The sequence below is a fragment of the Pseudomonas sp. PGPR40 genome (assembly GCF_022014505.1).
Taxonomy (GTDB): Bacteria; Pseudomonadota; Gammaproteobacteria; order Pseudomonadales; family Pseudomonadaceae; genus Aquipseudomonas.
Genome location: NZ_JAKLSP010000005.1, coordinates 37270 through 57317, shown reverse-complemented (window position 1 = coordinate 57317; position 20048 = coordinate 37270). Strand labels below are relative to the sequence as shown.

General features: G+C 58.2%; 20 protein-coding genes. 14 read left to right on the top strand and 6 right to left on the bottom strand.

Annotation, left to right across the window (positions count from 1 at the left end; all coding sequences use genetic code 11):
* Window positions 1-24: 24 nt before the first annotated feature.
* The 7 genes from odhB (at window position 25) to MEB48_RS06265 (ending at window position 8161) form a co-directional block, all read left to right on the top strand.
* Entirely contained in the window at window positions 25-1242 is a 1218-nt protein-coding gene (odhB, locus tag MEB48_RS06295) for a 2-oxoglutarate dehydrogenase complex dihydrolipoyllysine-residue succinyltransferase (protein WP_237882878.1), read from the top strand.
* Between the two features lie 110 nt (window positions 1243-1352).
* On the top strand, window positions 1353-2789 hold the full coding sequence (gene lpdA, locus MEB48_RS06290; RefSeq protein ID WP_237882876.1) for a dihydrolipoyl dehydrogenase: 1437 nt from the start codon (window positions 1353-1355) through the stop codon (window positions 2787-2789).
* A 179-nt stretch (window positions 2790-2968) separates the two neighbouring features.
* Entirely contained in the window at window positions 2969-4135 is a 1167-nt protein-coding gene (gene sucC, locus MEB48_RS06285; protein ID WP_007898980.1) for an ADP-forming succinate--CoA ligase subunit beta, read from the top strand.
* On the top strand, window positions 4135-5016 hold the full coding sequence (sucD, locus tag MEB48_RS06280; RefSeq protein WP_003223019.1) for a succinate--CoA ligase subunit alpha: 882 nt from the start codon (window positions 4135-4137) through the stop codon (window positions 5014-5016). The genes sucC and sucD overlap by 1 nt, the downstream gene beginning before the upstream one ends.
* Window positions 5017-5437: 421 nt before the next feature.
* Window positions 5438-6751 (top strand): branched-chain amino acid transport system II carrier protein, encoded by a 1314-nt coding sequence (gene brnQ, locus MEB48_RS06275; RefSeq protein WP_095051819.1) that lies wholly within the window; start codon window positions 5438-5440, stop codon window positions 6749-6751.
* A 271-nt stretch (window positions 6752-7022) separates the two neighbouring features.
* The gene (locus MEB48_RS06270; RefSeq protein ID WP_237882874.1) at window positions 7023-7760 is read left to right on the top strand and encodes a DUF599 domain-containing protein; all 738 of its coding nucleotides are present in this window, start codon (window positions 7023-7025) and stop codon (window positions 7758-7760) included.
* Entirely contained in the window at window positions 7760-8161 is a 402-nt protein-coding gene (locus tag MEB48_RS06265; protein WP_237882872.1) for an MAPEG family protein, read from the top strand. The genes MEB48_RS06270 and MEB48_RS06265 overlap by 1 nt, the downstream gene beginning before the upstream one ends.
* A 67-nt stretch (window positions 8162-8228) precedes the next feature.
* Here MEB48_RS06265 and MEB48_RS06260 read toward each other — a convergent pair whose 3' ends face one another.
* Window positions 8229-8489, bottom strand: coding sequence for a hypothetical protein (locus MEB48_RS06260; protein WP_237882870.1), 261 nt, complete (start codon window positions 8487-8489; stop codon window positions 8229-8231).
* Window positions 8490-8646: 157 nt separating this feature from the next.
* Between MEB48_RS06260 and MEB48_RS06255 the strand changes: the two genes are divergently transcribed.
* The 3 genes from MEB48_RS06255 (at window position 8647) to htpG (ending at window position 11558) form a co-directional block, all read left to right on the top strand.
* Window positions 8647-9123 (top strand): PaaI family thioesterase, encoded by a 477-nt coding sequence (locus MEB48_RS06255; protein WP_237882869.1) that lies wholly within the window; start codon window positions 8647-8649, stop codon window positions 9121-9123.
* Entirely contained in the window at window positions 9120-9572 is a 453-nt protein-coding gene (locus MEB48_RS06250) for a PaaI family thioesterase (RefSeq protein ID WP_237882867.1), read from the top strand. Before MEB48_RS06255 ends, MEB48_RS06250 begins: the two co-directional genes overlap by 4 nt.
* Window positions 9573-9653: 81 nt before the next feature.
* On the top strand, window positions 9654-11558 hold the full coding sequence (gene htpG / locus MEB48_RS06245; RefSeq protein WP_237882865.1) for a molecular chaperone HtpG: 1905 nt from the start codon (window positions 9654-9656) through the stop codon (window positions 11556-11558).
* A 147-nt stretch (window positions 11559-11705) separates the two neighbouring features.
* Here the strand turns inward: htpG and MEB48_RS06240 are convergent, their stop codons facing one another.
* Both MEB48_RS06240 and MEB48_RS06235 read right to left on the bottom strand, forming a co-directional pair.
* Window positions 11706-12593, bottom strand: coding sequence for a pirin family protein (locus tag MEB48_RS06240; RefSeq protein ID WP_095051824.1), 888 nt, complete (start codon window positions 12591-12593; stop codon window positions 11706-11708).
* A gap of 61 nt (window positions 12594-12654) precedes the next feature.
* Complete coding sequence (locus MEB48_RS06235; protein ID WP_237882862.1) at window positions 12655-13071, bottom strand: OsmC family protein; 417 nt, start codon at window positions 13069-13071, stop codon at window positions 12655-12657.
* Window positions 13072-13307: 236 nt separating this feature from the next.
* Between MEB48_RS06235 and MEB48_RS06230 the strand changes: the two genes are divergently transcribed.
* Window positions 13308-13772 carry a DUF3859 domain-containing protein gene (locus MEB48_RS06230; RefSeq protein ID WP_237882860.1) on the top strand — a complete coding sequence of 155 codons (465 nt, stop codon included), beginning with the start codon at window positions 13308-13310 and terminating at the stop codon, window positions 13770-13772.
* Window positions 13773-13991: 219 nt separating this feature from the next.
* Here the strand turns inward: MEB48_RS06230 and MEB48_RS06225 are convergent, their stop codons facing one another.
* Genes MEB48_RS06225 through purM form a run of 3 tightly spaced genes read right to left on the bottom strand, consistent with a single transcriptional unit; the run spans window position 13992 to window position 16422 of the window.
* Complete coding sequence (locus MEB48_RS06225) at window positions 13992-14705, bottom strand: DUF3108 domain-containing protein (RefSeq protein WP_237882858.1); 714 nt, start codon at window positions 14703-14705, stop codon at window positions 13992-13994.
* Between the two features lie 8 nt (window positions 14706-14713).
* On the bottom strand, window positions 14714-15364 hold the full coding sequence (gene purN, locus MEB48_RS06220) for a phosphoribosylglycinamide formyltransferase (RefSeq protein WP_237882857.1): 651 nt from the start codon (window positions 15362-15364) through the stop codon (window positions 14714-14716).
* Window positions 15364-16422 carry a phosphoribosylformylglycinamidine cyclo-ligase gene (purM, locus tag MEB48_RS06215; protein ID WP_095051829.1) on the bottom strand — a complete coding sequence of 353 codons (1059 nt, stop codon included), beginning with the start codon at window positions 16420-16422 and terminating at the stop codon, window positions 15364-15366. Before purM ends, purN begins: the two co-directional genes overlap by 1 nt.
* Before the next feature lie 392 nt (window positions 16423-16814).
* On the opposite strand from purM, the gene MEB48_RS06210 reads away from it, so the two are divergent.
* The 3 genes from MEB48_RS06210 (at window position 16815) to hda (ending at window position 19910) form a co-directional block, all read left to right on the top strand.
* Window positions 16815-17873, top strand: coding sequence for a DUF2066 domain-containing protein (locus MEB48_RS06210; RefSeq protein WP_237882855.1), 1059 nt, complete (start codon window positions 16815-16817; stop codon window positions 17871-17873).
* A 30-nt stretch (window positions 17874-17903) separates the two neighbouring features.
* The gene (locus MEB48_RS06205) at window positions 17904-18977 is read left to right on the top strand and encodes an AI-2E family transporter (RefSeq protein ID WP_237882853.1); all 1074 of its coding nucleotides are present in this window, start codon (window positions 17904-17906) and stop codon (window positions 18975-18977) included.
* Between the two features lie 228 nt (window positions 18978-19205).
* Entirely contained in the window at window positions 19206-19910 is a 705-nt protein-coding gene (hda, locus tag MEB48_RS06200; RefSeq protein WP_007898944.1) for a DnaA regulatory inactivator Hda, read from the top strand.
* Window positions 19911-20048: the final 138 nt, after the last annotated feature.

Sequence of the window (20048 nt, the reverse complement as noted above, 5' to 3'; positions counted from 1 at the left end):
ACCGAATTTAAGGACCCACAGATAATGGCTATCGAAATCAAAGCCCCCACTTTCCCGGAATCGGTTGCCGATGGCACCGTTGCCACCTGGCACAAAAAACCGGGCGACGCCGTCAAGCGTGACGAACTGATCGTCGACATCGAAACTGACAAAGTCGTACTGGAAGTGTTGGCCACCGCTGACGGCGTGCTGGGCGCTATCGTCAAGAACGAAGGCGACACCGTTCTGTCCGACGAAGTTCTGGGCTCCATCGGTGAGGGCGGTGCTGCTGCCGCTCCAGCCGCCGCTGCTGCACCTGCTGCCGCTGCCGCTGCTCCTGCCGAAGTCGGCGAAGACGATCCTGTTGCTGCACCGGCTGCTCGCAAGCTGGCTGAAGAAAACGGCATCAACATCGCTTCCGTTGCCGGCACTGGCAAAGGCGGTCGTGTGACCAAGGAAGACGTGGTGGCAGCTGTTACTGCCAAGAAAGCCGCTCCGGCTGCCGCGCCTGCCAAGGCTGCTGCACCGGCTGCTGCTGCTCCGGTTTTCGCTGCTGGCGATCGCGTCGAGAAGCGTGTACCGATGACTCGCGTGCGGGCCACCGTTGCCAAGCGTCTGGTTGAAGCTCAGTCGAACATGGCGATGCTGACCACGTTCAACGAAGTCGACATGACCGAAGTCATGGCCCTGCGTTCGAAGTACAAGGATCTGTTCGAGAAGTCCCACAACGGCGTGCGCCTGGGCTTCATGTCGTTCTTCGTGAAAGCGGCCACCGAAGCGCTGAAACGCTTCCCGGCTGTCAACGCGTCGATCGACGGTGCCGACATCGTTTACCACGGCTACGCTGACGTCGGTGTTGCTGTTTCCAGCGACCGCGGCCTGGTTGTACCGGTTCTGCGTAACGCCGAACTGATGAGCCTGGCTGAAATCGAAGGCGGCATCGCCACCTTCGGCAAGAAGGCTCGTGACGGCAAGCTGTCGATGGACGAGATGACTGGCGGTACGTTCACCATCACCAACGGTGGTACCTTCGGTTCGATGATGTCGACTCCGATCGTCAACCCGCCACAAGCGGCCATCCTGGGCATGCACAACATTCTGCAGCGTCCTATGGCGATCAACGGTCAAGTCGTTATCCGTCCGATGATGTACCTCGCTCTGTCCTACGATCACCGTTTGATCGACGGCAAAGAAGCTGTGACCTTCCTGGTTACCATCAAGAACCTGCTGGAAGACCCGGCTCGTTTGCTGCTGGATATCTGATTTCGTTGCACGGGCCGTTCAGCGATGAGCGGCCCTTCTGTAATGACCAGCTTCGTCCCACGACGGTCCTCAAAAGGGATCGTCCGGTTTGATTCGAGAAGGAATGACACATGACTCAGAAATTCGACGTGGTAGTGATTGGTGCGGGCCCTGGCGGCTACGTGGCTGCCATTAAAGCAGCGCAACTGGGCCTTTCCACTGCCTGCATCGAGAAATACACCGACAAGGAAGGCAAACTGGCCCTCGGCGGTACTTGCCTGAACGTCGGTTGCATTCCATCCAAGGCGCTGCTGGACAGCTCCTGGAAATACAAGGAAGCCAAAGAAGGCTTCGCGATCCACGGTATCAACCACGCTGGCGTGACCATGGACGTGGCAGCGATGGTCGGTCGTAAATCCACCATCGTCAAAGGCCTGACCTCTGGCGTTGCGACCTTGTTCAAGGCCAACGGCGTCACTTCCCTGCAAGGCCACGGCAAACTGCTGGCCGGCAAGAAAGTCGAACTGACCAAGCCAGACGGCAGCGTTGAAATCATCGAAGCCGAGAACGTGATTCTGGCTTCGGGCTCGCGTCCGATCGACATTCCGCCGGCTCCGGTTGACCAGAACGTGATCGTCGATTCGACCGGCGCACTGGAATTCCAGGCCGTACCCAAGCGTCTGGGCGTTATCGGCGCTGGCGTGATCGGTCTGGAGCTGGGTTCGGTCTGGTCCCGTCTGGGCGCTGAAGTGGTTGTTCTGGAAGCCCTGGAGAAGTTCCTGCCAGCCGCTGACGACGCCGTTTCCAAAGAAGCCTACAAAACCCTGACCAAGCAAGGTCTGGATATCAAGCTGGGCGCTCGCGTCACCGGTTCCAAAGTGAACGGCGACGAAGTCGTTGTGAACTACACCGACGCCAATGGCGAACAGAGCATCACTTTCGACAAGCTGATCGTTGCCGTTGGTCGCCGTCCAGTGACCACCGAACTGTTGGCTGCCGACAGCGGTGTGACCATCGACGAACGTGGCTTCATCTTCGTTGACGACCAGTGCGCGACCAGCGTACCGGGCGTTTACGCGATCGGCGACGTGGTTCGTGGCATGATGCTGGCGCACAAGGCGTCCGAAGAAGGCATCATGGTGGTTGAGCGCATCAAGGGCCACAAAGCCCAAATCAACTATGACCTGATCCCGTCAGTTATTTATACTCACCCGGAAATCGCGTGGGTCGGCAAAACCGAGCAGACCTTGAAGGCTGAAGGCGTTGAAGTTAACGTTGGCACCTTCCCGTTCGCAGCCAGTGGCCGTGCCATGGCAGCCAACGACACCGGCGGTTTCGTGAAAGTCATTGCCGATGCCAAGACTGACCGCGTATTGGGCGTCCACGTGATTGGCCCGAGCGCTGCAGAACTGGTTCAGCAGGGCGCGATCGGTATGGAATTCGGCACCAGCGCTGAAGACCTGGGAATGATGGTTTTCTCCCATCCGACCCTGTCTGAAGCCTTGCACGAAGCAGCTTTGGCAGTGAATGGCGGCGCCATCCACATCGCCAACCGCAAGAAGCGTTAAGACAATAAGAAACCACGGCGGTACGGCCCGTCGTGAGCCTTGCATGCAAGACTCACCGCGGAATGTCCGCTGGACGCAGTCTTGTGTAGCTCAGCTACGCAAGCAGCAGTCACAGGTGGTGCGGCACTTGAACAAGTGCAGCACCGAATGCGCAGTACCTAACGAAGACGGTAATAAGCATGAATCTTCACGAGTATCAGGGTAAGCAGCTGTTCGCTGAATACGGCCTGCCAGTTTCCACCGGCTACGCAGTAGACACCCCGGAAGCAGCAGCAGAAGCTTGCGACAAAATCGGCGGCACCGAGTGGGTTGTCAAAGCCCAGGTCCACGCTGGTGGTCGCGGTAAAGCGGGCGGCGTAAAGCTGGTTCGCAGCAAAGAAGACGCCAAAGCATTCGCTCAACAGTGGTTGGGCAAGCGTCTGGTGACTTACCAGACTGATGCCAATGGTCAGCCAGTCACCAAGATCCTGGTTGAATCGTGCACTGATATCGCTAAAGAGCTGTACCTGGGCGCTGTCGTTGACCGTTCGAGCCGTCGCATCGTGTTCATGGCTTCCACCGAAGGTGGCGTGGACATCGAGAAAATCGCTCACGACACCCCTGAGAAAATCCTCAAGGCCACTATCGATCCACTGGTTGGCGCTCAGCCATTCCAGGGTCGCGAGCTGGCATTCCAGCTGGGTCTGGAAGGCAAGCAAGTTGCTCAGTTCGCCAAGATCTTCGTAGGTCTGGCCAAGCTGTTCAAGGATCACGACCTGGCTCTGCTGGAAGTGAACCCGCTGGTGATCAAGGCTGACGGCGATCTGCATTGCCTCGACGCCAAGATCAACATCGACGCCAACGCCATGTACCGTCAGCCTAAGCTGAAGACTTTCCACGATCCGTCGCAAGACGATCCGCGCGAAGCGCACGCTGCCAAGTTCGAACTGAACTACGTAGCACTGGAAGGCAACATCGGTTGCATGGTCAACGGTGCTGGCCTGGCCATGGGTACCATGGACATCGTCAACCTGCATGGCGGCAAACCAGCCAACTTCCTCGACGTGGGCGGCGGTGCTACCAAAGAACGCGTAACCGAAGCGTTCAAGATCATCCTGTCCGACACTAACGTCGCTGCAGTATTGGTCAACATCTTCGGCGGCATCGTTCGTTGCGACATGATTGCCGAAGGCATCATCGGCGCAGTGAAAGAAGTCGGCGTGAAAATCCCGGTTGTTGTTCGCCTTGAAGGCAACAACGCTGAGCTGGGCGCTAAAGTACTGGCAGAAAGCGGTTTGAACATCATCGCTGCTACCAGCCTGACCGACGCTGCTCAACAAGTTGTCAAAGCTGCGGAGGGCAAATAATGAGCGTCCTGATCAATAAAGACACCAAAGTTATCTGCCAGGGTATTACCGGTTCGCAAGGTAGTTTCCACACCCAGCAAGCCATCGAGTACGGCACCAAAATGGTTGGTGGTGTAACTCCAGGCAAAGGCGGCACCGAGCACCTGGGTCTGCCAGTGTTCAACACCGTTAAAGACGCAGTAGCTGCCACTGGCGCTACCGCCAGCGTGATCTACGTTCCGGCTCCTTTCTGCAAAGACTCGATCCTGGAAGCTGCTTTCGGCGGCATCAAGCTGATCGTCTGCATCACCGAAGGCATTCCTACCCTGGACATGCTGGACGCTAAAGTTAAGTGCGACGAACTGGGTGTTACCCTGATCGGCCCTAACTGCCCAGGCGTGATCACTCCAGGCGAATGCAAGATCGGCATCATGCCAGGTCACATTCACTTGCCAGGCAAGGTCGGTATCGTTTCCCGTTCCGGCACCCTGACCTACGAAGCTGTGAAGCAGACTACTGACGCCGGTTTCGGTCAGTCGACTTGCGTCGGCATCGGTGGTGACCCGATCCCGGGTTCGAACTTCATCGACATCCTGAAGCTGTTCCAGGAAGACCCGAAGACCGAAGCGATCGTCATGATCGGCGAGATCGGCGGTTCGGCTGAAGAAGAAGCGGCTGCCTACATCAAGGCACACGTGACCAAGCCGGTTGTTTCCTACATCGCTGGTGTGACTGCTCCTCCGGGCAAGCGCATGGGCCATGCTGGCGCAATCATCTCTGGCGGCAAAGGCACTGCAGACGAGAAATTCGCTGCGCTGCAAGACGCAGGCGTTAAAACCGTGCGTTCGCTGGCAGACATCGGCAAGGCCCTGGCCGAGCTGACCGGTTGGGCCGTCAAGTAAGCCTCGCGCTTAACTGACGCTTCACCAGGCAAAGGCCACCTTCGGGTGGCCTTTGTCGTTTCCGGGTGATCGTTCCCACGCTCTGCGTGGGAATGCCGCCGGGGACGCTCCGCGTTCCGCCTTTGAATGTGACGCATAGCGTCACGGGATGCATTCGCACGCAGAGCGTGGGAACGATCTGCGCGGAGGCAGGAAAATTAGATATGTAAACGCGACATTGAAGTGTCGCGTATCGGATAGATCGCACCCTAACAGTGCGTTTGTCGTGCAAATTCGTTAGGCTAGCAGCCATTTTTGCGTCCGCGGCCCACAAGGCAGCGACGCGCTAAACGGGTCAGTCCTATACGGGCCGACAGCATTTCCCTCACCCATAAGGGAAATCCCTCTCTAAATTCCGATTCAGTAGTGTGGTATTTCCTTAATGAAAGTGTTGAAAGGCCAGGACATCCTGGCACTGGGTTTTATGACATTTGCCCTGTTCGTCGGGGCTGGCAACATCATCTTCCCGCCTATCGTCGGTTTGCAGTCCGGGCCTAATGTCTGGATGGCGGCGCTAGGTTTTCTAATCACCGCGGTCGGTCTGCCGGTGATCACCGTTGTTGCCCTGGCCAAAGTCGGTGGTGCAATGGATGCGTTGAGCAGCCCGATCGGTAAAGTCGCCGGTGGCCTGCTGGCAGCCGCGTGCTACCTCGCTGTCGGCCCGTTGTTCGCGACGCCGCGCACCGCGACCGTGTCGTTTGAAGTAGGCCTGGCGCCGTTGACCGGCGAGAGCCCGCTGGCGCTGTTCCTCTATAGCTCGGTGTACTTCCTGGTGGTGTTCTTCATCTCGCTCTATCCGGGCCGTCTGCTGGATACCGTAGGACGTTTCCTTGCGCCGCTGAAGATCATTGCCTTGGCTGTTCTCGGCATTGCCGCGTTCGCGTTGCCGGCTGGTGATATCGGCGTGGCCACTCCTGAATATGTCGCTGCACCGTTCTCCCAAGGCTTTATCAATGGTTACCTGACCATGGATACCCTGGGTGCGCTGGTATTCGGCATTGTCATTGTCAACGCCATTCGTTCCCGGGGCGTGGAATCGCCGGCGTTGATCACCCGTTATGCGATCATCGCCGGGCTGATTGCCGGCGTGGGCCTGGCGCTGGTTTACGTCAGTCTGTTCCGTCTCGGTTCGGGCAGCCATGAAGTGGCCGCCGGTGCCGCCAATGGCGCGGCGGTATTGCACGCTTACGTGCAGCATACGTTTGGTTCGTTGGGCAGCGGTTTCCTTGCGGTACTGATCTCCCTGGCCTGCCTGGTGACAGCGGTCGGTCTGACGTGTGCCTGTGCTGAATATTTCAGCCGTGTACTGCCACTGTCCTACAAGACACTGGTGATTATTCTGGCGGCGTTCTCCCTGTTGGTGTCCAACCTGGGCCTCACCAAGCTGATCGCGTTCTCGATCCCGGTGCTGACCGCCATCTACCCGCCGTGCATCGCCTTGGTCGCCCTGAGTTTCTGCAAAGACTTCTGGCATGAGCAGGGCCGCATTGTCGGTCCGGTGATGCTGGTGTCGTTCATCTTCGGCCTGATCGATGCCCTCAAGGGCGCCGGACTTGCGGACTGGATGCCAACTCAACTGGCTCATTTGCCGTTGAGCGAGCAGGGTTTGGCTTGGCTGGTGCCGTCGGTCATGACCCTGGTGGTTGCCGTGGCTTGTGACCGTCTGCTGGGCAAGCGCGAAGAAGCGCTGGCTTAACGCTTACGGCCCGCCACAAGCGGGCCCATCAAGCAGAAACAGAAATGCCCCGTATCAATCGATACGGGGCATTTTTTATGCGTGTGATGCAGTGTCTTTTTCCTTGCGCTAACGTCGAAGCACTACCTGTGTAGGAGCGAGGCTTGCCCGCGAAGGCGATGTCAGATCCGAAGAAATTATCGACTGACACGCCGCCTTCGCGGGCAAGTCGGGTCGCCGCATCGCTCGCTCCTACAGGTTCTACTGTTGCCAATGTCTCACAGGGAATTGCATGTCGTTCATCCACGCCAATCTGATCCACATCCTCGCCGCGCTCTGGTTTGTCATCTGCTGGGGTGGTTATACCCGTTATGCCACATGGAAGGGCCGCGACACCGCGTGCCTGGCCAGCGTACTGCACCTGTATCGCGAAGACTGGATGCGCCGCATGCTGTTGCGCGATAACCGCATTGCCGATGCCAGCGTGATCGGAAACCTGGAGCGTAATGCCTCGTTCTTCGCTTCCAGTACGCTGATTATCCTGGCCGGTATTCTCACGGTGTTGGGTGCGTCCGACAGAGCCGTGTCGTTGCTGGCGGATATCCCGATGGTGCAACAGGCCTCTCAAGGCATGTCGGAGATCAAGTTGTTGTGCCTGGCGCTGGTGTTTGTCTATGCGTTCTTTACGTTCAGCTGGTGCATGCGTCAGTACAACTTTGCGGCGATTCTCGTAGGCTCGGCGCCGATGATTGGCGAGCGCCATGTGTCCGAGCAAGAACGCAAAGCCTTCGCTTCCCGAGCCGCCCGTGTCATCTCCATGGCGGCCAACCAGTTCAACTTCGGTCTGCGTTCCTATTACTTCGGCATGACCATGCTGGCGTGGTTTGTCAGCCCCTGGTTGTTCATGTTGATGAGTGCCGGCGTCGTGCTGGTGTTGTATCGCCGCGAGTTTCACTCCGACGTTCTTGATGTAATGGTGTATACCCCTACAGAGGCGCCATTGCCTGAAGCGAACAAGGAAGAAGCTTGATGAGTATTCCGTTCTGGTGTGTGTTTATCAGCGCATTGTTGATTTACGTGGCAAAGATTCCAGTGGCCAAGGCCATGAACGAGCAGGGTGGTTACAACAATCATCTGCCGCGCCAGCAGCAGGCGCAATTTACCGGCTTTGGTGCCCGTGCATTGGCGGCCCACCAGAACAGTTTCGAGGCGTTCCTGTTGTTTGCGGTTGGGGTGTTGATGGCGCACACCACGCAGACGGCGGGATGGCTGATTGATGCGCTGGCAATCATCTTCGTGATCACGCGCGTCATTTACTTGCTGTGCTATTGGGTAGATCTGGCCTGGCAGCGCAGCCTGGTGTGGTTTGTGGGTTTAGTGTGTTCGTTGTTGCTGATGATTAGTCCGACTTTTAGATCGGTTTTGCTCTAACACTTATCGCCAATAAAAAGAAAAACCCGCACTTGGCGGGTTTTCTTTTATCACACTAAAAACGGTTTTAGTTTTTAGGTGCTTCGGGAGCGGGTACTGGAGCTGGGACTGGGGCAGGCGCTGGAGCGGCTTCTTTTGTCGCTGCTTCGTTCGATTCGGCTTGAGCTTTGGCAGCTTCGGCGTTTTCTTTTGCTGCCTCGTTCATTTTTTCCTGAGCTTGCTCAGCATGTTTGGTGGCTTCTTGAGCTTTGTCCTCGGATTTTTTATCGCAGGCAGCGAGACCGAGGGAAGCGGTCAACATCAAGGCAATAGCTAAAGTCTTACGCATGGGGTGTTTCTCCTTATGGAAATATCTACTTGGCCTTTCGAGCACGGCGATCAGGTTTAAGTTCCTTGATTCGCACAGATATATAAGTTTGTTTTGCTGCGGAACTTTTGCCCTCTAACCTGCTATGTTGGCCCGACACTAAGAAGAGTTTTATCCAATGGCCGAAAACCCCGTTTTTGAGCGTGCGACGCGATTCCTGTCGGCATTGCGGCATTGTCAGGTACTCGGCATGCGCGTTCACAGTGCCAGCAGCGAAGGGTTGACGGTGATTCTGCCGTACAGCCCGCAGATCGTCGGCAACCCGCAAACCGGGGTGATTCATGGCGGTGCACTGACTTCGCTGATGGACACCGCCTGCGGCATGGCCACTCTCTGCGTGCTGCCCGAATTCGAAGTTTGCCCGACGCTCGACTTGCGCATCGATTACATGCACGCCGCCGAGCCGCACAAGCACGTGTACGGCTTCGCCCAATGCTACCGAGTGACCACCGACGTGATCTTTGCGCGCGGTTTTGCCTATCAGGACCACCCCGACCAGCCCATCGCTCATGTGGTGGGCACCTTCATGCGCATGGGCAAGGGCATTAAAGGCACTAAGGGTTTTGGCGGCGCCATTGCTGGAGGTGCGAAATGACCGACAGGTTCAAGGAGCAACTTCAACAGGCCCATGCGCAGGGGGACTACGCCTCGCTGCTGGATCTGATTCCCTACGCCAGGCTGATTGGCGTGGAATGTTCGCGGGTGGGGGATGAGCTACTGTTTCGTCTGCCGGCCAACAAGGACAACATTGGTAATCCTATATTGCCGGCGATTCATGGTGGGGTGATTGCCGGGTTCATGGAGCTCTCGGCGGCATTGCACCTGCTGATTTTCACCGGCTCGCCCGGCGTGCCGAAGATTATCGATTTTTCACTCGATTACCTGCGCGCGGGGCAGTTTCGCGATACCTGGGCCAGATGCCAGGTATGCCGTCAGGGGCGTCGGGTGGCAAACGTGGCGATTACCGCCTGGCAAAGCACTGAAGCCGAGCCCATTGCTACGGCCCGCGCTCACTTCAAAATCGAAGAGCCCTTGAAATCCTGATCTCAGCCCCCAACTCTGAGGACAACCCGCCGTCGACCCTCAAGGTCGCGGCCACTGCCATCTGATTGGAGTTTGATGACCATGAGTGTGGAAACTCAAAAGGAAACCCTGGGCTTCCAGACCGAGGTGAAGCAACTGCTGCACCTCATGATCCATTCGCTGTATTCCAACAAGGAAATTTTCCTTCGCGAATTGATCTCGAACGCCTCTGACGCTGTCGACAAATTACGCTTTGAAGCGCTGGCCAAGCCTGAGCTGCTGGAAGGTGGCGCTGAACTGAAAATCCGTGTGAGCTTCGACAAAGACGCTAAAACCGTCACCCTCGAAGACAACGGCATCGGCATGAGCCGTGACGACGCGGTCACCCATCTGGGTACCATCGCCAAATCCGGCACTGCCGATTTCATGAAACACCTGTCTGGCGATCAGAAAAAAGACTCGCACCTGATCGGTCAATTCGGTGTCGGTTTCTACTCGGCCTTCATCGTCGCCGATAAAGTCGACGTATTCAGCCGTCGTGCCGGCGTAGCCGCCAGCGAAGGTGTGCACTGGTCGTCCAAGGGCGAAGGCGAATTCGAAATCTCCACCGTCGAGAAAGCCGACCGCGGCACCCGCATCGTTCTGCACCTGAAATCCGCTGAAGACGAGTTCGCCGATGGCTGGCGTCTGCGCAACATCATCAAGAAGTACTCCGACCATATCGCCTTGCCGATCGAGCTGCCGAAAGAAGTGGCAGCCGCTGAAGGTGAAGAGCAACCGGCCGTTGAATGGGAAACCGTCAACCGCGCCAGCGCCCTGTGGACTCGCCCTCGTACTGAAGTAAAGGACGAGGAATACCAGGAGTTCTACAAGCACGTCGCTCACGATTTCGAAAACCCGCTGAGCTGGAGCCACAACAAGGTCGAAGGCAAACTCGAGTACACCTCGCTGCTTTATGTGCCGACCCGTGCTCCGTTCGATCTGTACCAGCGTGAAGCGCCGAAAGGCCTGAAGCTGTACGTGCAGCGTGTGTTCGTCATGGATCAGGCCGAGTCGTTCCTGCCGCTGTACCTGCGCTTCATCAAAGGCGTGGTCGATTCCAACGACCTGTCGCTGAACGTGTCGCGGGAAATCCTGCAGAAAGACCCGATCATCGATTCCATGAAATCGGCGCTGACCAAGCGCGTTCTGGACATGCTGGAAAAACTGGCGAAGAACGAGCCTGAGCAATACAAAGGCTTCTGGAAGAACTTCGGTCAGGTCATGAAAGAAGGCCCGGCAGAAGACTTCGCCAACAAAGAGAAAATTGCCGGCCTGCTGCGTTTCGCGTCCACTCAGGGCGACGACGGCGAGCAAGTTGTGGGCTTGGCCGATTACCTGGCTCGCGCCAAGGAAGGTCAGGACAAGATCTACTACCTGACCGGCGAAACTTACGCGCAAGTCAAAAACAGCCCGCACCTGGAAGTCTTCCGCAAGAAAGGCATCGAAGTGCTGCTGCTGACCGACCGCATCGACGAGTGGCTGATGAGCTACCTCAGCGATTTCGACGGCAAGAGCTTTGTCGACGTGGCACGCGGTGACCTGGACCTCGGCAATCTGGATTCGGAAGAGGACAAGAAAGCCGCGGAAGAAGTCGCCAAGTCCAAAGAAGGCCTGGTTGAGCGTCTCAAGACCGCTTTGGGTGAGTCCGTCGCTGAAGTACGGGTTTCTCACCGTCTGACCGATTCCCCGGCGATTCTGGCCATTGGCGAGCAGGACCTGGGCCTGCAAATGCGTCAGATCCTGGAAGCCAGCGGTCAGAAGGTTCCGGATTCGAAGCCGATTTTCGAGTTCAACCCGGCTCACCCGCTGATCGAGAAACTCGACAACGAGCAGAGCGACGAGCGCTTCGGCGACCTGTCGCACATTCTGTTCGATCAGGCGGCCCTGGCGGCCGGCGACAGCTTGAAAGACCCGGCCGCTTACGTGCGGCGTCTGAACAAGCTGCTGGTTGAACTGTCGGTTTAACCGCGCTGTATAAAAACCCGCTTCGGCGGGTTTTTTGATCGTTCCCACGCTCTGCGTGGGAATGCCTCTAGGGACGCTCCGCGTCCAGTGACGCGGAGCGTCACGGCCTGCATCCTTTGCTGCGCGTGGGAACGATCAGCCGATCAATTACAAGGGAGTTGGCGGGCTTCGGTGTTTCGGCAGTTCGATCCGCTCACTTTCCCCCGGCACTGTCGGCCAATCCCCGGCCGCCCAGCGCCGACGGGCCTCATCGATCAATGCCGGATCGCTGGCGACGAAATTCCAGTTGATCCGTCGCGGTCCATCCAGTGGCGCTCCGCCAAAGAGCACGGCATGACAGTCGCTCTCGGCAAACAGTGTCATCTCTTCCCCGGCTGGCAGCACCACTAGCGTGTAGCGCTCCAGCAGCTCGCCATCAAGCTGCGCCTCGCCGCTCAACACATACAGCGCCCGTTCTTCGTGCTCGGTGGGAATCAGCAATGTGGTCGCCGTTTGCAGATTCAATTCGGCGTACAGCGTAGGAGAAAGCACCGGGACCGGCGATTCGAGGCAAAAGCCTGACCCGGCGATCATGCGTATCTTCACGCCAAGGTTATCGCTGACTGGCAGCGTGTCAGCCGGATGGTGGCTGTAATGTCCCGGGCCGTGTTCACGATCCTTGGGCGAAGCCAGCCAGATCTGTAAGCCGTGCAGGGTAAAGCCGCTTTCTTTCAAGGCTTCGGGCGTGCGTTCAACGTGGGCAATTGCGCTACCCGCCGTCATCCAGCTGACATCGCCGGCATTCACCACCTGATCGGAACCGAGGCTGTCCTTGTGCTGGATTTGCCCTTCGAACAGGTAGGTGAGGGTGGACAGGCCGATGTGCGGGTGCTGACGGATGTTCATGCCTTTGCCCGCTGGGTAACGGGTTTCGAGCATGTGGTCGAAAAACACGAAAGGTCCGACGTTGCGGCATTTAGCTGACGGCAACGGGCGAAGAATCGGCTGGCCTTCGACATCTTCGGCGCGAGGGCGGATCACGAGTGGCGTGTTCATGGTGCATTCCAGGCTGAGCGGGTGACGCACGGAGCATAACCCGCTTGCGCAGCCCTTGCCGCTATTGGCTGAACGCACCTTCGGACAGATGGGTTTCGATGCTGATGTCAGAAGTGGTCATCAGCTTGTGGACCGGGCAGCGGTCGGCCACGCGGTGCAGCTCATCGCGCTGGGCGTCGGTGAGCACACCCTTGAGCGTGAGTTCGACGTGCAGGGCGTATTTGCCTTTCTGTTCTTCACTGTTGTCGCGCGTGACCTCAACCTCGACGCCCGTCAGCGGGATGCCCTTCTTCTTCGCATACATTTTCAACGTCAGGGCCTTGCAGGCACCGAGGGCAGCATCGAAGTAGTCGTGTGGTTCAGGCGCGGTGCCTTCGCCGCCAGAGGTTTTCGGCACATCGGCAAAAAGTTCGTGATCATCGATCTGGACGCTGTGACGAAAACCTTCGGCGCAGATGGTATTGACGGTAACAGTCATGGGAAACCTCGCAGATAACAGGGAAAGTCATTCGATCAAAAAAGACCCTGAATTAATAGAGCATTCCTGTAGGAGCGAGCGGTGCGGCGATCCGACTTGCCCGCGAAGAATGATGACGCGTAATACCTGAATAACCGTGGTGCATTCTTCGCGGGCAAGCCTCGCTCCTACAGGTTGTCATCGTCCTGTCACCCCGGCGTCATACCCTCGCGCTCATCTCAATCAAGGAGCGCACCATGCACCTCACCCGTTTAACCGCCCTGGCCACATTGATGCTCGTGAGTGGTCTGGCCAGTGCCGAAGTCCACGTCGAAGGCCCGGTGGAATACGGCGTGTTCGCTGGCCCGAAAGCCGAACTGCAATCGGGCGAGCGCGTTTTGCGCCGCAGCAATGAACAGATCCAGCAGACCGAAATCGTCCCGGCGAAACTGGGCACCAAGTTCGGGATGCGTTACCAGTTGGCCGGCAAGGTCGCCGAAGACCAGCCGCTGACGTTGCTCTATTTCACGCCGGGCATTCGTACTCCAGACGGCGTGCGTCACGACAAACTGGAAGTGACCCAGAAACTGGTGCCAGGCGCTCCGCAAGACCTGATGGCTTTCGAGTTCACCGAAAGTCACGAAGTCGTTCCCGGTGAATGGCGTTTCATGGTGTTCCAGGGCGACCGTCTACTGGCTCAGCAGCGTTTTACCGTGCGCTGATCGTTCCCGTCCAACGAAGCGCGGGCAAGCCCCAATGCCAGTCAGTTAAGCAAAATTCCTGTAGGAGCGAGCTTGCTCGCGAATACGGCAGTACAGTCAACATTGATGTCGCCTGATGTACCGCTTTCGCGAGCAAGCTCGCTCCTACAGGGAATCTGGGGTGCCAGGTTAATCGACGAAAAAAAGCCCCGCATTTGCGGGGCTTTCATGTTGTGCGGATCAGCTGCCTTTGACCGTCTTGCCGTTGACCGTGCCGTCGAGGAGCATGATGTTGTACTCCTTGCCGTCGGTTTCGACCTGTTGCAGACGGACCAGCAGGTAATCCCAGTCCTTGGCGAACCACAGCACGGTGATGCGCTTGCTTTGTGTCGGATCGCGCACGCGCTCGACCTTGATCGCATCGATCTGGCCAGCCTTGGTGTCGACTTTCTCCGAGCCCAGCACGCGGAAGTCATAGGTATCGACTTCGCCGTCATCGACGACCTGATAGCTCATGCTTTTCTTGCCGGCGGCCACGTCATGCTGCAGCGCCAGTTGATAGGTGGATTTGTCGACCATGCCACGGTTGAGCGGCAGTTTGACCGGGTCGCCGCGATCGGTGCCGGTGACCATCTTGTTGGCCCAGTCGAAGTCCAGATCAGCCTTCTTGGCTTTGCCCAGGCCACCGCGTTCGAAGTGATAGGACTGCGGCAGCAGCGTGTCCTTGTCCAGGGTCAGGGTGCTTTCTTCAGTCAGGCTGGCGATCATCATCGACGCCTTGAAGCTGAGTTTCCAGACGCCGTTGGCTCCCTTGGTCAGGCTGCGTTCGGCGGTGCCGCTCATGGGCAGCTGTTTCCAGTCGGCGGTGTAGCTGGCGGAGAAGGGTTGAAGGTCTGCGGCCTGCGCAAACGGCAGGGCGAACAGAGCGCAAGCGAAGAGCAGGGCGCGACGCATAAAATCTCCTAGGTTCGAATCAAGTGGCCGCTGGCCGCGAGTAACTGTCCGTCCAGTAAAGCACCTTGTTCACCGAGTGATAAACGACCTTCAGCAAACCAGCGTACGGCCATCGGGTAGATCAGGTGTTCCTGGGTATGGACTCGCTGCGCCAGACTCTGCGGCGAATCGTGCAACTCTACCGGTATTACTGCCTGTACGACCAGTGGTCCACCATCGAGTTCCTCGGTGACGAAGTGCACGGAGCAGCCATGTTCAGTATCGCCGGCCTCCAGCGCGCGCTCATGGGTGTGTAACCCTTTGTATTTGGGCAGCAGCGAGGGATGGATATTGAGCAGGCGACCCTGATAGTGGCGCACGAAGTCAGCGCTGAGAATGCGCATGAAGCCGGCCAGTACCACGAGTCTGGGGTTGAAGGCGTCGATCAGTTCGATCAGCGCGGCATCGAAGGCCTCGCGACCTTCGAAAGCCTTGTGATCCAGGGTGCGGGTGTCAATACCCGCACCTTTGGCGCGTTGCAGGCCGTAGGCGTCGGCGCGGTTGGAAATCACCGCAGCAATGCGAACCGGGCTGTCGCCGGTCCGCGTGCTGTCGATCAAGGCCTGCAAGTTACTGCCGGTGCCGGACAGCAGCACCACCACATCACAGGTTGCGGACATTAATGAGCCTTAAGGTTCTTCAGTTCGACCTGAGCCGCGCCTTCGGCAGCGGTGGCGATCTGACCGATGACCCAAGGCTGCTCGCCGGCTTCACGCAGTACGTTCAGTGCGGTTTCAACGTGCTCTTGAGCAACGCAGATGACCATGCCGACGCCACAGTTCAGCACGCGGTGCATTTCGTTTTCGTCGACGTTGCCTTTCTCTTGCAGCCAGTCGAACACCGCAGGGCGAGTCCAGCTAGCGACGTCAACCACCGCTTGTGCGCCTTTTGGCAGAACGCGCGGGATGTTGTCCAGCAGGCCACCACCGGTGATGTGGGCCATGGCTTTGACGGCACCGGTGTCCTTGATCAGCTTGAGCAACGGCTTCACGTAGATGCGGGTCGGGGCCATCAGCAAGTCGGTCAGCGGTTTGCCGTCGAGCTGGATGTTTTCGATGTCTGCACCGGACACTTCGATGATCTTGCGGATCAGCGAGTAGCCGTTGGAGTGCGGGCCGGATGACGGCAGGGCGAGCAGGGCATCGCCGGCAGCGACTTTAGAACCGTCGATGATTTCGGCTTTTTCCACGACGCCGACGCAGAAGCCGGCCAGGTCGTAGTCTTCGCCTTCGTACATGCCAGGCATTTCAGCGGTTTCGCCGCCGACCAGGGAGCAGCCGGACAGTTCACAGCCAGCACCGATGCCGGTCACGACCTGGGTCGCGGTTTCGACGTTCAGTTTGCCGGTGGCGTAGTAGTCGAGGAAGAACAGCGGCTCGGCGCCACAGACCACCAGGTCGTTCACGCACATGGCAACCAGGTCGATGCCGATGCTGTCGTGCTTGTTCAGGTTCAGCGCCAGGCGCAGCTTGGTGCCGACGCCGTCAGTGCCCGATACCAGTACCGGTTGCTTGTAACCGGCCGGGATTTCGCAGAGGGCGCCGAAACCGCCCAGGCCGCCCATGACTTCCGGGCGCGCAGTGCGCTTGGCGACGCTCTTGATGCGTTCGACCAATGCTTCACCGGCGTCGATGTCTACACCGGCGTCCTTGTAGCTCAGGGAGGGTTGCTTGCTCATGATCCAGGCCTTTAGGGGGGATTCAGGGGGTAACGACCGAGTCCAGTGGGGCCACTGAAGCTGGCGAAGGGCAATTGCCGTACGCGAATTTCAGGGCGCCCGGCTGTTGCCGGTCTGCGAAGGCGCGCGATTTTATCAGGCTTGAGGGGCAGCGGCCATCCTCGTACCGACGGGCAGGGGCATATCGCGTTAAAAAAACCGATATTGCTCGTATTGGTGGCGTCCCGCATGGCTGTATAAGGTATCGACGCTAACCGTCTATCGTTATGTCAATGCGAAAACTTAACGTGATCGTGTGAATGTTTTGCTTGAGCGTGTGGTCACAGCCTAGCTCAATCGTCTTCATGTTCATGCGGTATGTTCCAGCCGCTCTTGTCGTCAGGAATCTTTTTATGCGTTTTCTTAAATGCTTGTTCGTAGGCTGTTTATCCATGGTCAGCCTGACCAGCCATGCCGAAACAGTCAAAAGCCTCTATCAAGTGCGCGAACCTGTCAGCAGCCAGACACCGGAGGAACGCGATCAGGCGACTCAGCGGGCGCTGGATACGTTGGTGTTGCGCCTGACCGGTGACCCCAAGGCTGCGCAGAACCCGGGTCTGGCGGCCGTGCGCAAAGACCCTCAGCAGATCATCAGTCAGTTCGGTTACGACGCCGGGCCGCCGCAAGTGCTGAAAGTCGATTTCGATCCGGCCACCACGGAACAGGCCTTGCGGCGTGCCGGGTTGGCTGTATGGGGCGCCAACCGGCCGTCGATCCTCGGTTGGTGGCTGAACGATTCCGCCGAAGGGTCGAGCCTGGTCGGCGATGGTCAGGCCAGCGCTACGCCACTGCGTCGAGCGGCTCAACATCGTGGGCTGCCGCTGCGTTTGCCGCTGGCGGACCTGGATGAGCAGATTGTCGCCACGGCGCCGAATCTGGAAAGTGCAGACCCGGCGCCGCTGCGTGACGCATCCGACCGATACAATGCTGACGCATTACTGGCGGTGCATGCCCGTGAAGAGGGTGGCCAATGGCAAGCCAAGTGGCGTTTATGGTTGGGCGATCAGAAAGAAGCGGGTAGCGTGCAGGGTGCCGATACCGCAGCGCTGGCCGATGCTGTGATGCTGGCGGTCAGCCAACGCCTGGCGCCGCGTTTTGCCGCCAAACCGGGTGCATCGAGCGAGCAATTGCTGGAGGTGCAGGGGATGAACCTGGAACGTTATGCGACGCTCGGGCGTTTGCTGGAGCCTTTTGGCGCTCGCCTGCAAAGTGTCGACGGCGACCGCGTGCTTTATCGGGTCAACGGCAGCCCCGATCAGCTGCGGGCGCAGTTGTCTTTGGCCAGGTTGCAGGAAATTCCGGCTGGTGAGGCGCCGGCCCCCACGACGCCTGTTCAATCCGTGGCGGCTGGCTCGACACCGGTCGCAGCACCAGCCCCGGCCCCGACGCCGCAATTACGTTTTCGCTGGTAGTTTTTCTTTATATAGAAGCAGGAGTGGTACATGGCCGATACACGGCGTTGGTTCTGGCTCGGTGGGGTGGTCCTGCTTTGCGTGTTTGTTTACCTGTTGCACCCGATTCTGACGCCGTTCCTGGTGGCGCTGTTGCTGGCCTACCTGTTCGACCCGCTGGTGGATCGGCTGGAGAAGTACGGTCTGTCACGGACCTGGGGCGTGGTGGCGGTGTTCGCGTTGTTCACGCTGATCGTCACCGCGTTGCTGTTGGTGCTGGTGCCGATGCTCGCCAGGCAGCTGTTTCGTTTGTATGAATTGGCACCGCAGATGCTCGACTGGTTGCAACACACCGCCGTGCCGTGGGCGCAATCGAAGATGGGGTTGTCGGACGGCTTCTGGAAGTTCGACAAGCTCAAGGCCGCATTCAGTGCGCACATGGGCCAGACCACCGATGTGGTCGGCGTGGTGCTGAGTCAGGCGACGGCTTCCGGCCTTGCGCTGCTTGGCTGGCTGGCCAATCTGGTGCTGATTCCGGTGGTGAGTTTTTATCTGCTGCGCGACTGGGATCTGATGATGGGCAAGGTCCGCAGCCTGTTGCCACGCGATCGTGAAGTGCGCGTCATGACCCTCGCCGGCGAATGCCATGAAGTGCTCGGGGCCTTCGTGCGCGGGCAGTTGCTGGTGATGTTGGCGCTAGGCGTGATCTACGCTGCGGGCTTGATGATCGTCGGGCTGGAGCTGGGGTTGTTGATCGGTCTGATTGCCGGTCTGGCGGCGATCGTGCCGTACATGGGGTTCGTCATCGGGATTGGAGCGGCATTGATCGCCGGTCTGTTCCAGTTCGGTGGCGATCTGTATCCCTTGATCGGTATCGTCGCGGTGTTCATGGTTGGCCAGGCGCTGGAAGGTATGGTGCTGACACCGTTGCTGGTGGGCGACCGGATCGGCCTGCACCCGGTGGCGGTGATTTTCGCCATCCTGGCCGGCGGCGAGCTGTTTGGTTTTACCGGTGTGCTGCTGGCGTTGCCGGTGGCGGCGGTGATTATGGTTCTGGTGCGACATGTGCGTGATTTGTATAAGGATTCCGACATCTACGGCGGTATCGACGAATCTGAGCTGTAAGTTTTTAATCGCTCGTAGCGGGCGGTCTGGTTTCGTGCCAGGTTTGCCCGTATCGCTCGCGTGGCTGTCACATGCGCCGTCAAAGAAACTGTCATAAAACCAGTGCGTTAACGCAAACCTTTGATTTTGCTTGTGGTCTGTCGCATTGTGCGGTCAGCCTCACGGGTATAAACTTCGCAAACTTTACACAGAGGCCACTAACGGTTCCTTTGGAACTGTTCAGTCAGCATGAAACCGATTCAGCTGCCCCTAGGTGTGCGTCTGCGTGATGACGCTACCTTTATCAATTACTACCCAGGCGCCAATGCCGCTGCACTCGGCTATGTCGAGCGGCTCTGCGAAGCCGACGCCGGCTGGACGGAAAGCCTGATTTACCTTTGGGGCAAGGACGGGGTAGGGCGCACGCATTTGTTGCAGGCGGCCTGTCTGCGCTTCGAACAGTTGGGCGAGCCTGCGGTGTACCTGCCGTTGGCCGAGTTGCTGGACCGCGGCATCGAAATCCTCGACAACCTCGAACAATACGAACTGGTCTGCCTGGACGATCTGCAAGCGGTCGCTGGCAAGGCGGATTGGGAAGAGGCGCTGTTCCATCTGTTCAACCGTCTACGTGACAGCGGCCGGCGTCTGCTGATCGCCGCCTCGACATCTCCGCGCGAGTTGCCGGTGAAGCTGGCAGACCTCAAGTCGCGGCTGACACTGGCGCTGATTTTTCAGATGCGTCCACTCTCTGACGAAGACAAATTGCGTGCCTTGCAGTTGCGCGCATCCCGTCGCGGCCTGCACCTGACCGACGAAGTCGGGCATTTTATTTTGACCCGCGGTACCCGCAGCATGAGTGCGCTTTTCGAGCTGCTTGAACGCCTCGATCAGGCCTCCCTTCAGGCTCAGCGCAAGCTGACAATACCGTTCCTGAAAGAAACCCTTGGTTGGTAAAAACCTGATTAACCTCAGGTTTTACGCGGGTTTTGGCATATTCCAGGCGTCAACAAATCCGCTTTCCTGCGAGAGGGCAGGCTGCGTAAAGGTTCAAAATGGGCTTAAGCGCTTAGATGTAAACGAGAAACCGAAAAG

What these genes read in the sequence shown, in the direction of transcription:
- brnQ (WP_095051819.1), top strand. Translation starts at nt 5,438, where the DNA reads ATGAAAGTGTTGAAAGGCCAGGACATCCTGGCACTGGGTTTTATGACA.
- htpG (WP_237882865.1), top strand. Translation starts at nt 9,654, where the DNA reads ATGAGTGTGGAAACTCAAAAGGAAACCCTGGGCTTCCAGACCGAGGTG.
- MEB48_RS06205 (WP_237882853.1), top strand. Translation starts at nt 17,904, where the DNA reads ATGGCCGATACACGGCGTTGGTTCTGGCTCGGTGGGGTGGTCCTGCTT.
- MEB48_RS06265 (WP_237882872.1), top strand. Translation starts at nt 7,760, where the DNA reads ATGAGTATTCCGTTCTGGTGTGTGTTTATCAGCGCATTGTTGATTTAC.
- MEB48_RS06230 (WP_237882860.1), top strand. Translation starts at nt 13,308, where the DNA reads ATGCACCTCACCCGTTTAACCGCCCTGGCCACATTGATGCTCGTGAGT.
- lpdA (WP_237882876.1), top strand. Translation starts at nt 1,353, where the DNA reads ATGACTCAGAAATTCGACGTGGTAGTGATTGGTGCGGGCCCTGGCGGC.
- MEB48_RS06270 (WP_237882874.1), top strand. Translation starts at nt 7,023, where the DNA reads ATGTCGTTCATCCACGCCAATCTGATCCACATCCTCGCCGCGCTCTGG.
- MEB48_RS06260 (WP_237882870.1), bottom strand. Translation starts at nt 8,489, where the DNA reads ATGCGTAAGACTTTAGCTATTGCCTTGATGTTGACCGCTTCCCTCGGT.
- MEB48_RS06210 (WP_237882855.1), top strand. Translation starts at nt 16,815, where the DNA reads ATGCGTTTTCTTAAATGCTTGTTCGTAGGCTGTTTATCCATGGTCAGC.
- purN (WP_237882857.1), bottom strand. Translation starts at nt 15,364, where the DNA reads ATGTCCGCAACCTGTGATGTGGTGGTGCTGCTGTCCGGCACCGGCAGT.
- MEB48_RS06225 (WP_237882858.1), bottom strand. Translation starts at nt 14,705, where the DNA reads ATGCGTCGCGCCCTGCTCTTCGCTTGCGCTCTGTTCGCCCTGCCGTTT.
- sucD (WP_003223019.1), top strand. Translation starts at nt 4,135, where the DNA reads ATGAGCGTCCTGATCAATAAAGACACCAAAGTTATCTGCCAGGGTATT.
- odhB (WP_237882878.1), top strand. Translation starts at nt 25, where the DNA reads ATGGCTATCGAAATCAAAGCCCCCACTTTCCCGGAATCGGTTGCCGAT.
- sucC (WP_007898980.1), top strand. Translation starts at nt 2,969, where the DNA reads ATGAATCTTCACGAGTATCAGGGTAAGCAGCTGTTCGCTGAATACGGC.
- MEB48_RS06250 (WP_237882867.1), top strand. Translation starts at nt 9,120, where the DNA reads ATGACCGACAGGTTCAAGGAGCAACTTCAACAGGCCCATGCGCAGGGG.
- MEB48_RS06235 (WP_237882862.1), bottom strand. Translation starts at nt 13,071, where the DNA reads ATGACTGTTACCGTCAATACCATCTGCGCCGAAGGTTTTCGTCACAGC.
- MEB48_RS06240 (WP_095051824.1), bottom strand. Translation starts at nt 12,593, where the DNA reads ATGAACACGCCACTCGTGATCCGCCCTCGCGCCGAAGATGTCGAAGGC.
- hda (WP_007898944.1), top strand. Translation starts at nt 19,206, where the DNA reads ATGAAACCGATTCAGCTGCCCCTAGGTGTGCGTCTGCGTGATGACGCT.
- MEB48_RS06255 (WP_237882869.1), top strand. Translation starts at nt 8,647, where the DNA reads ATGGCCGAAAACCCCGTTTTTGAGCGTGCGACGCGATTCCTGTCGGCA.
- purM (WP_095051829.1), bottom strand. Translation starts at nt 16,422, where the DNA reads ATGAGCAAGCAACCCTCCCTGAGCTACAAGGACGCCGGTGTAGACATC.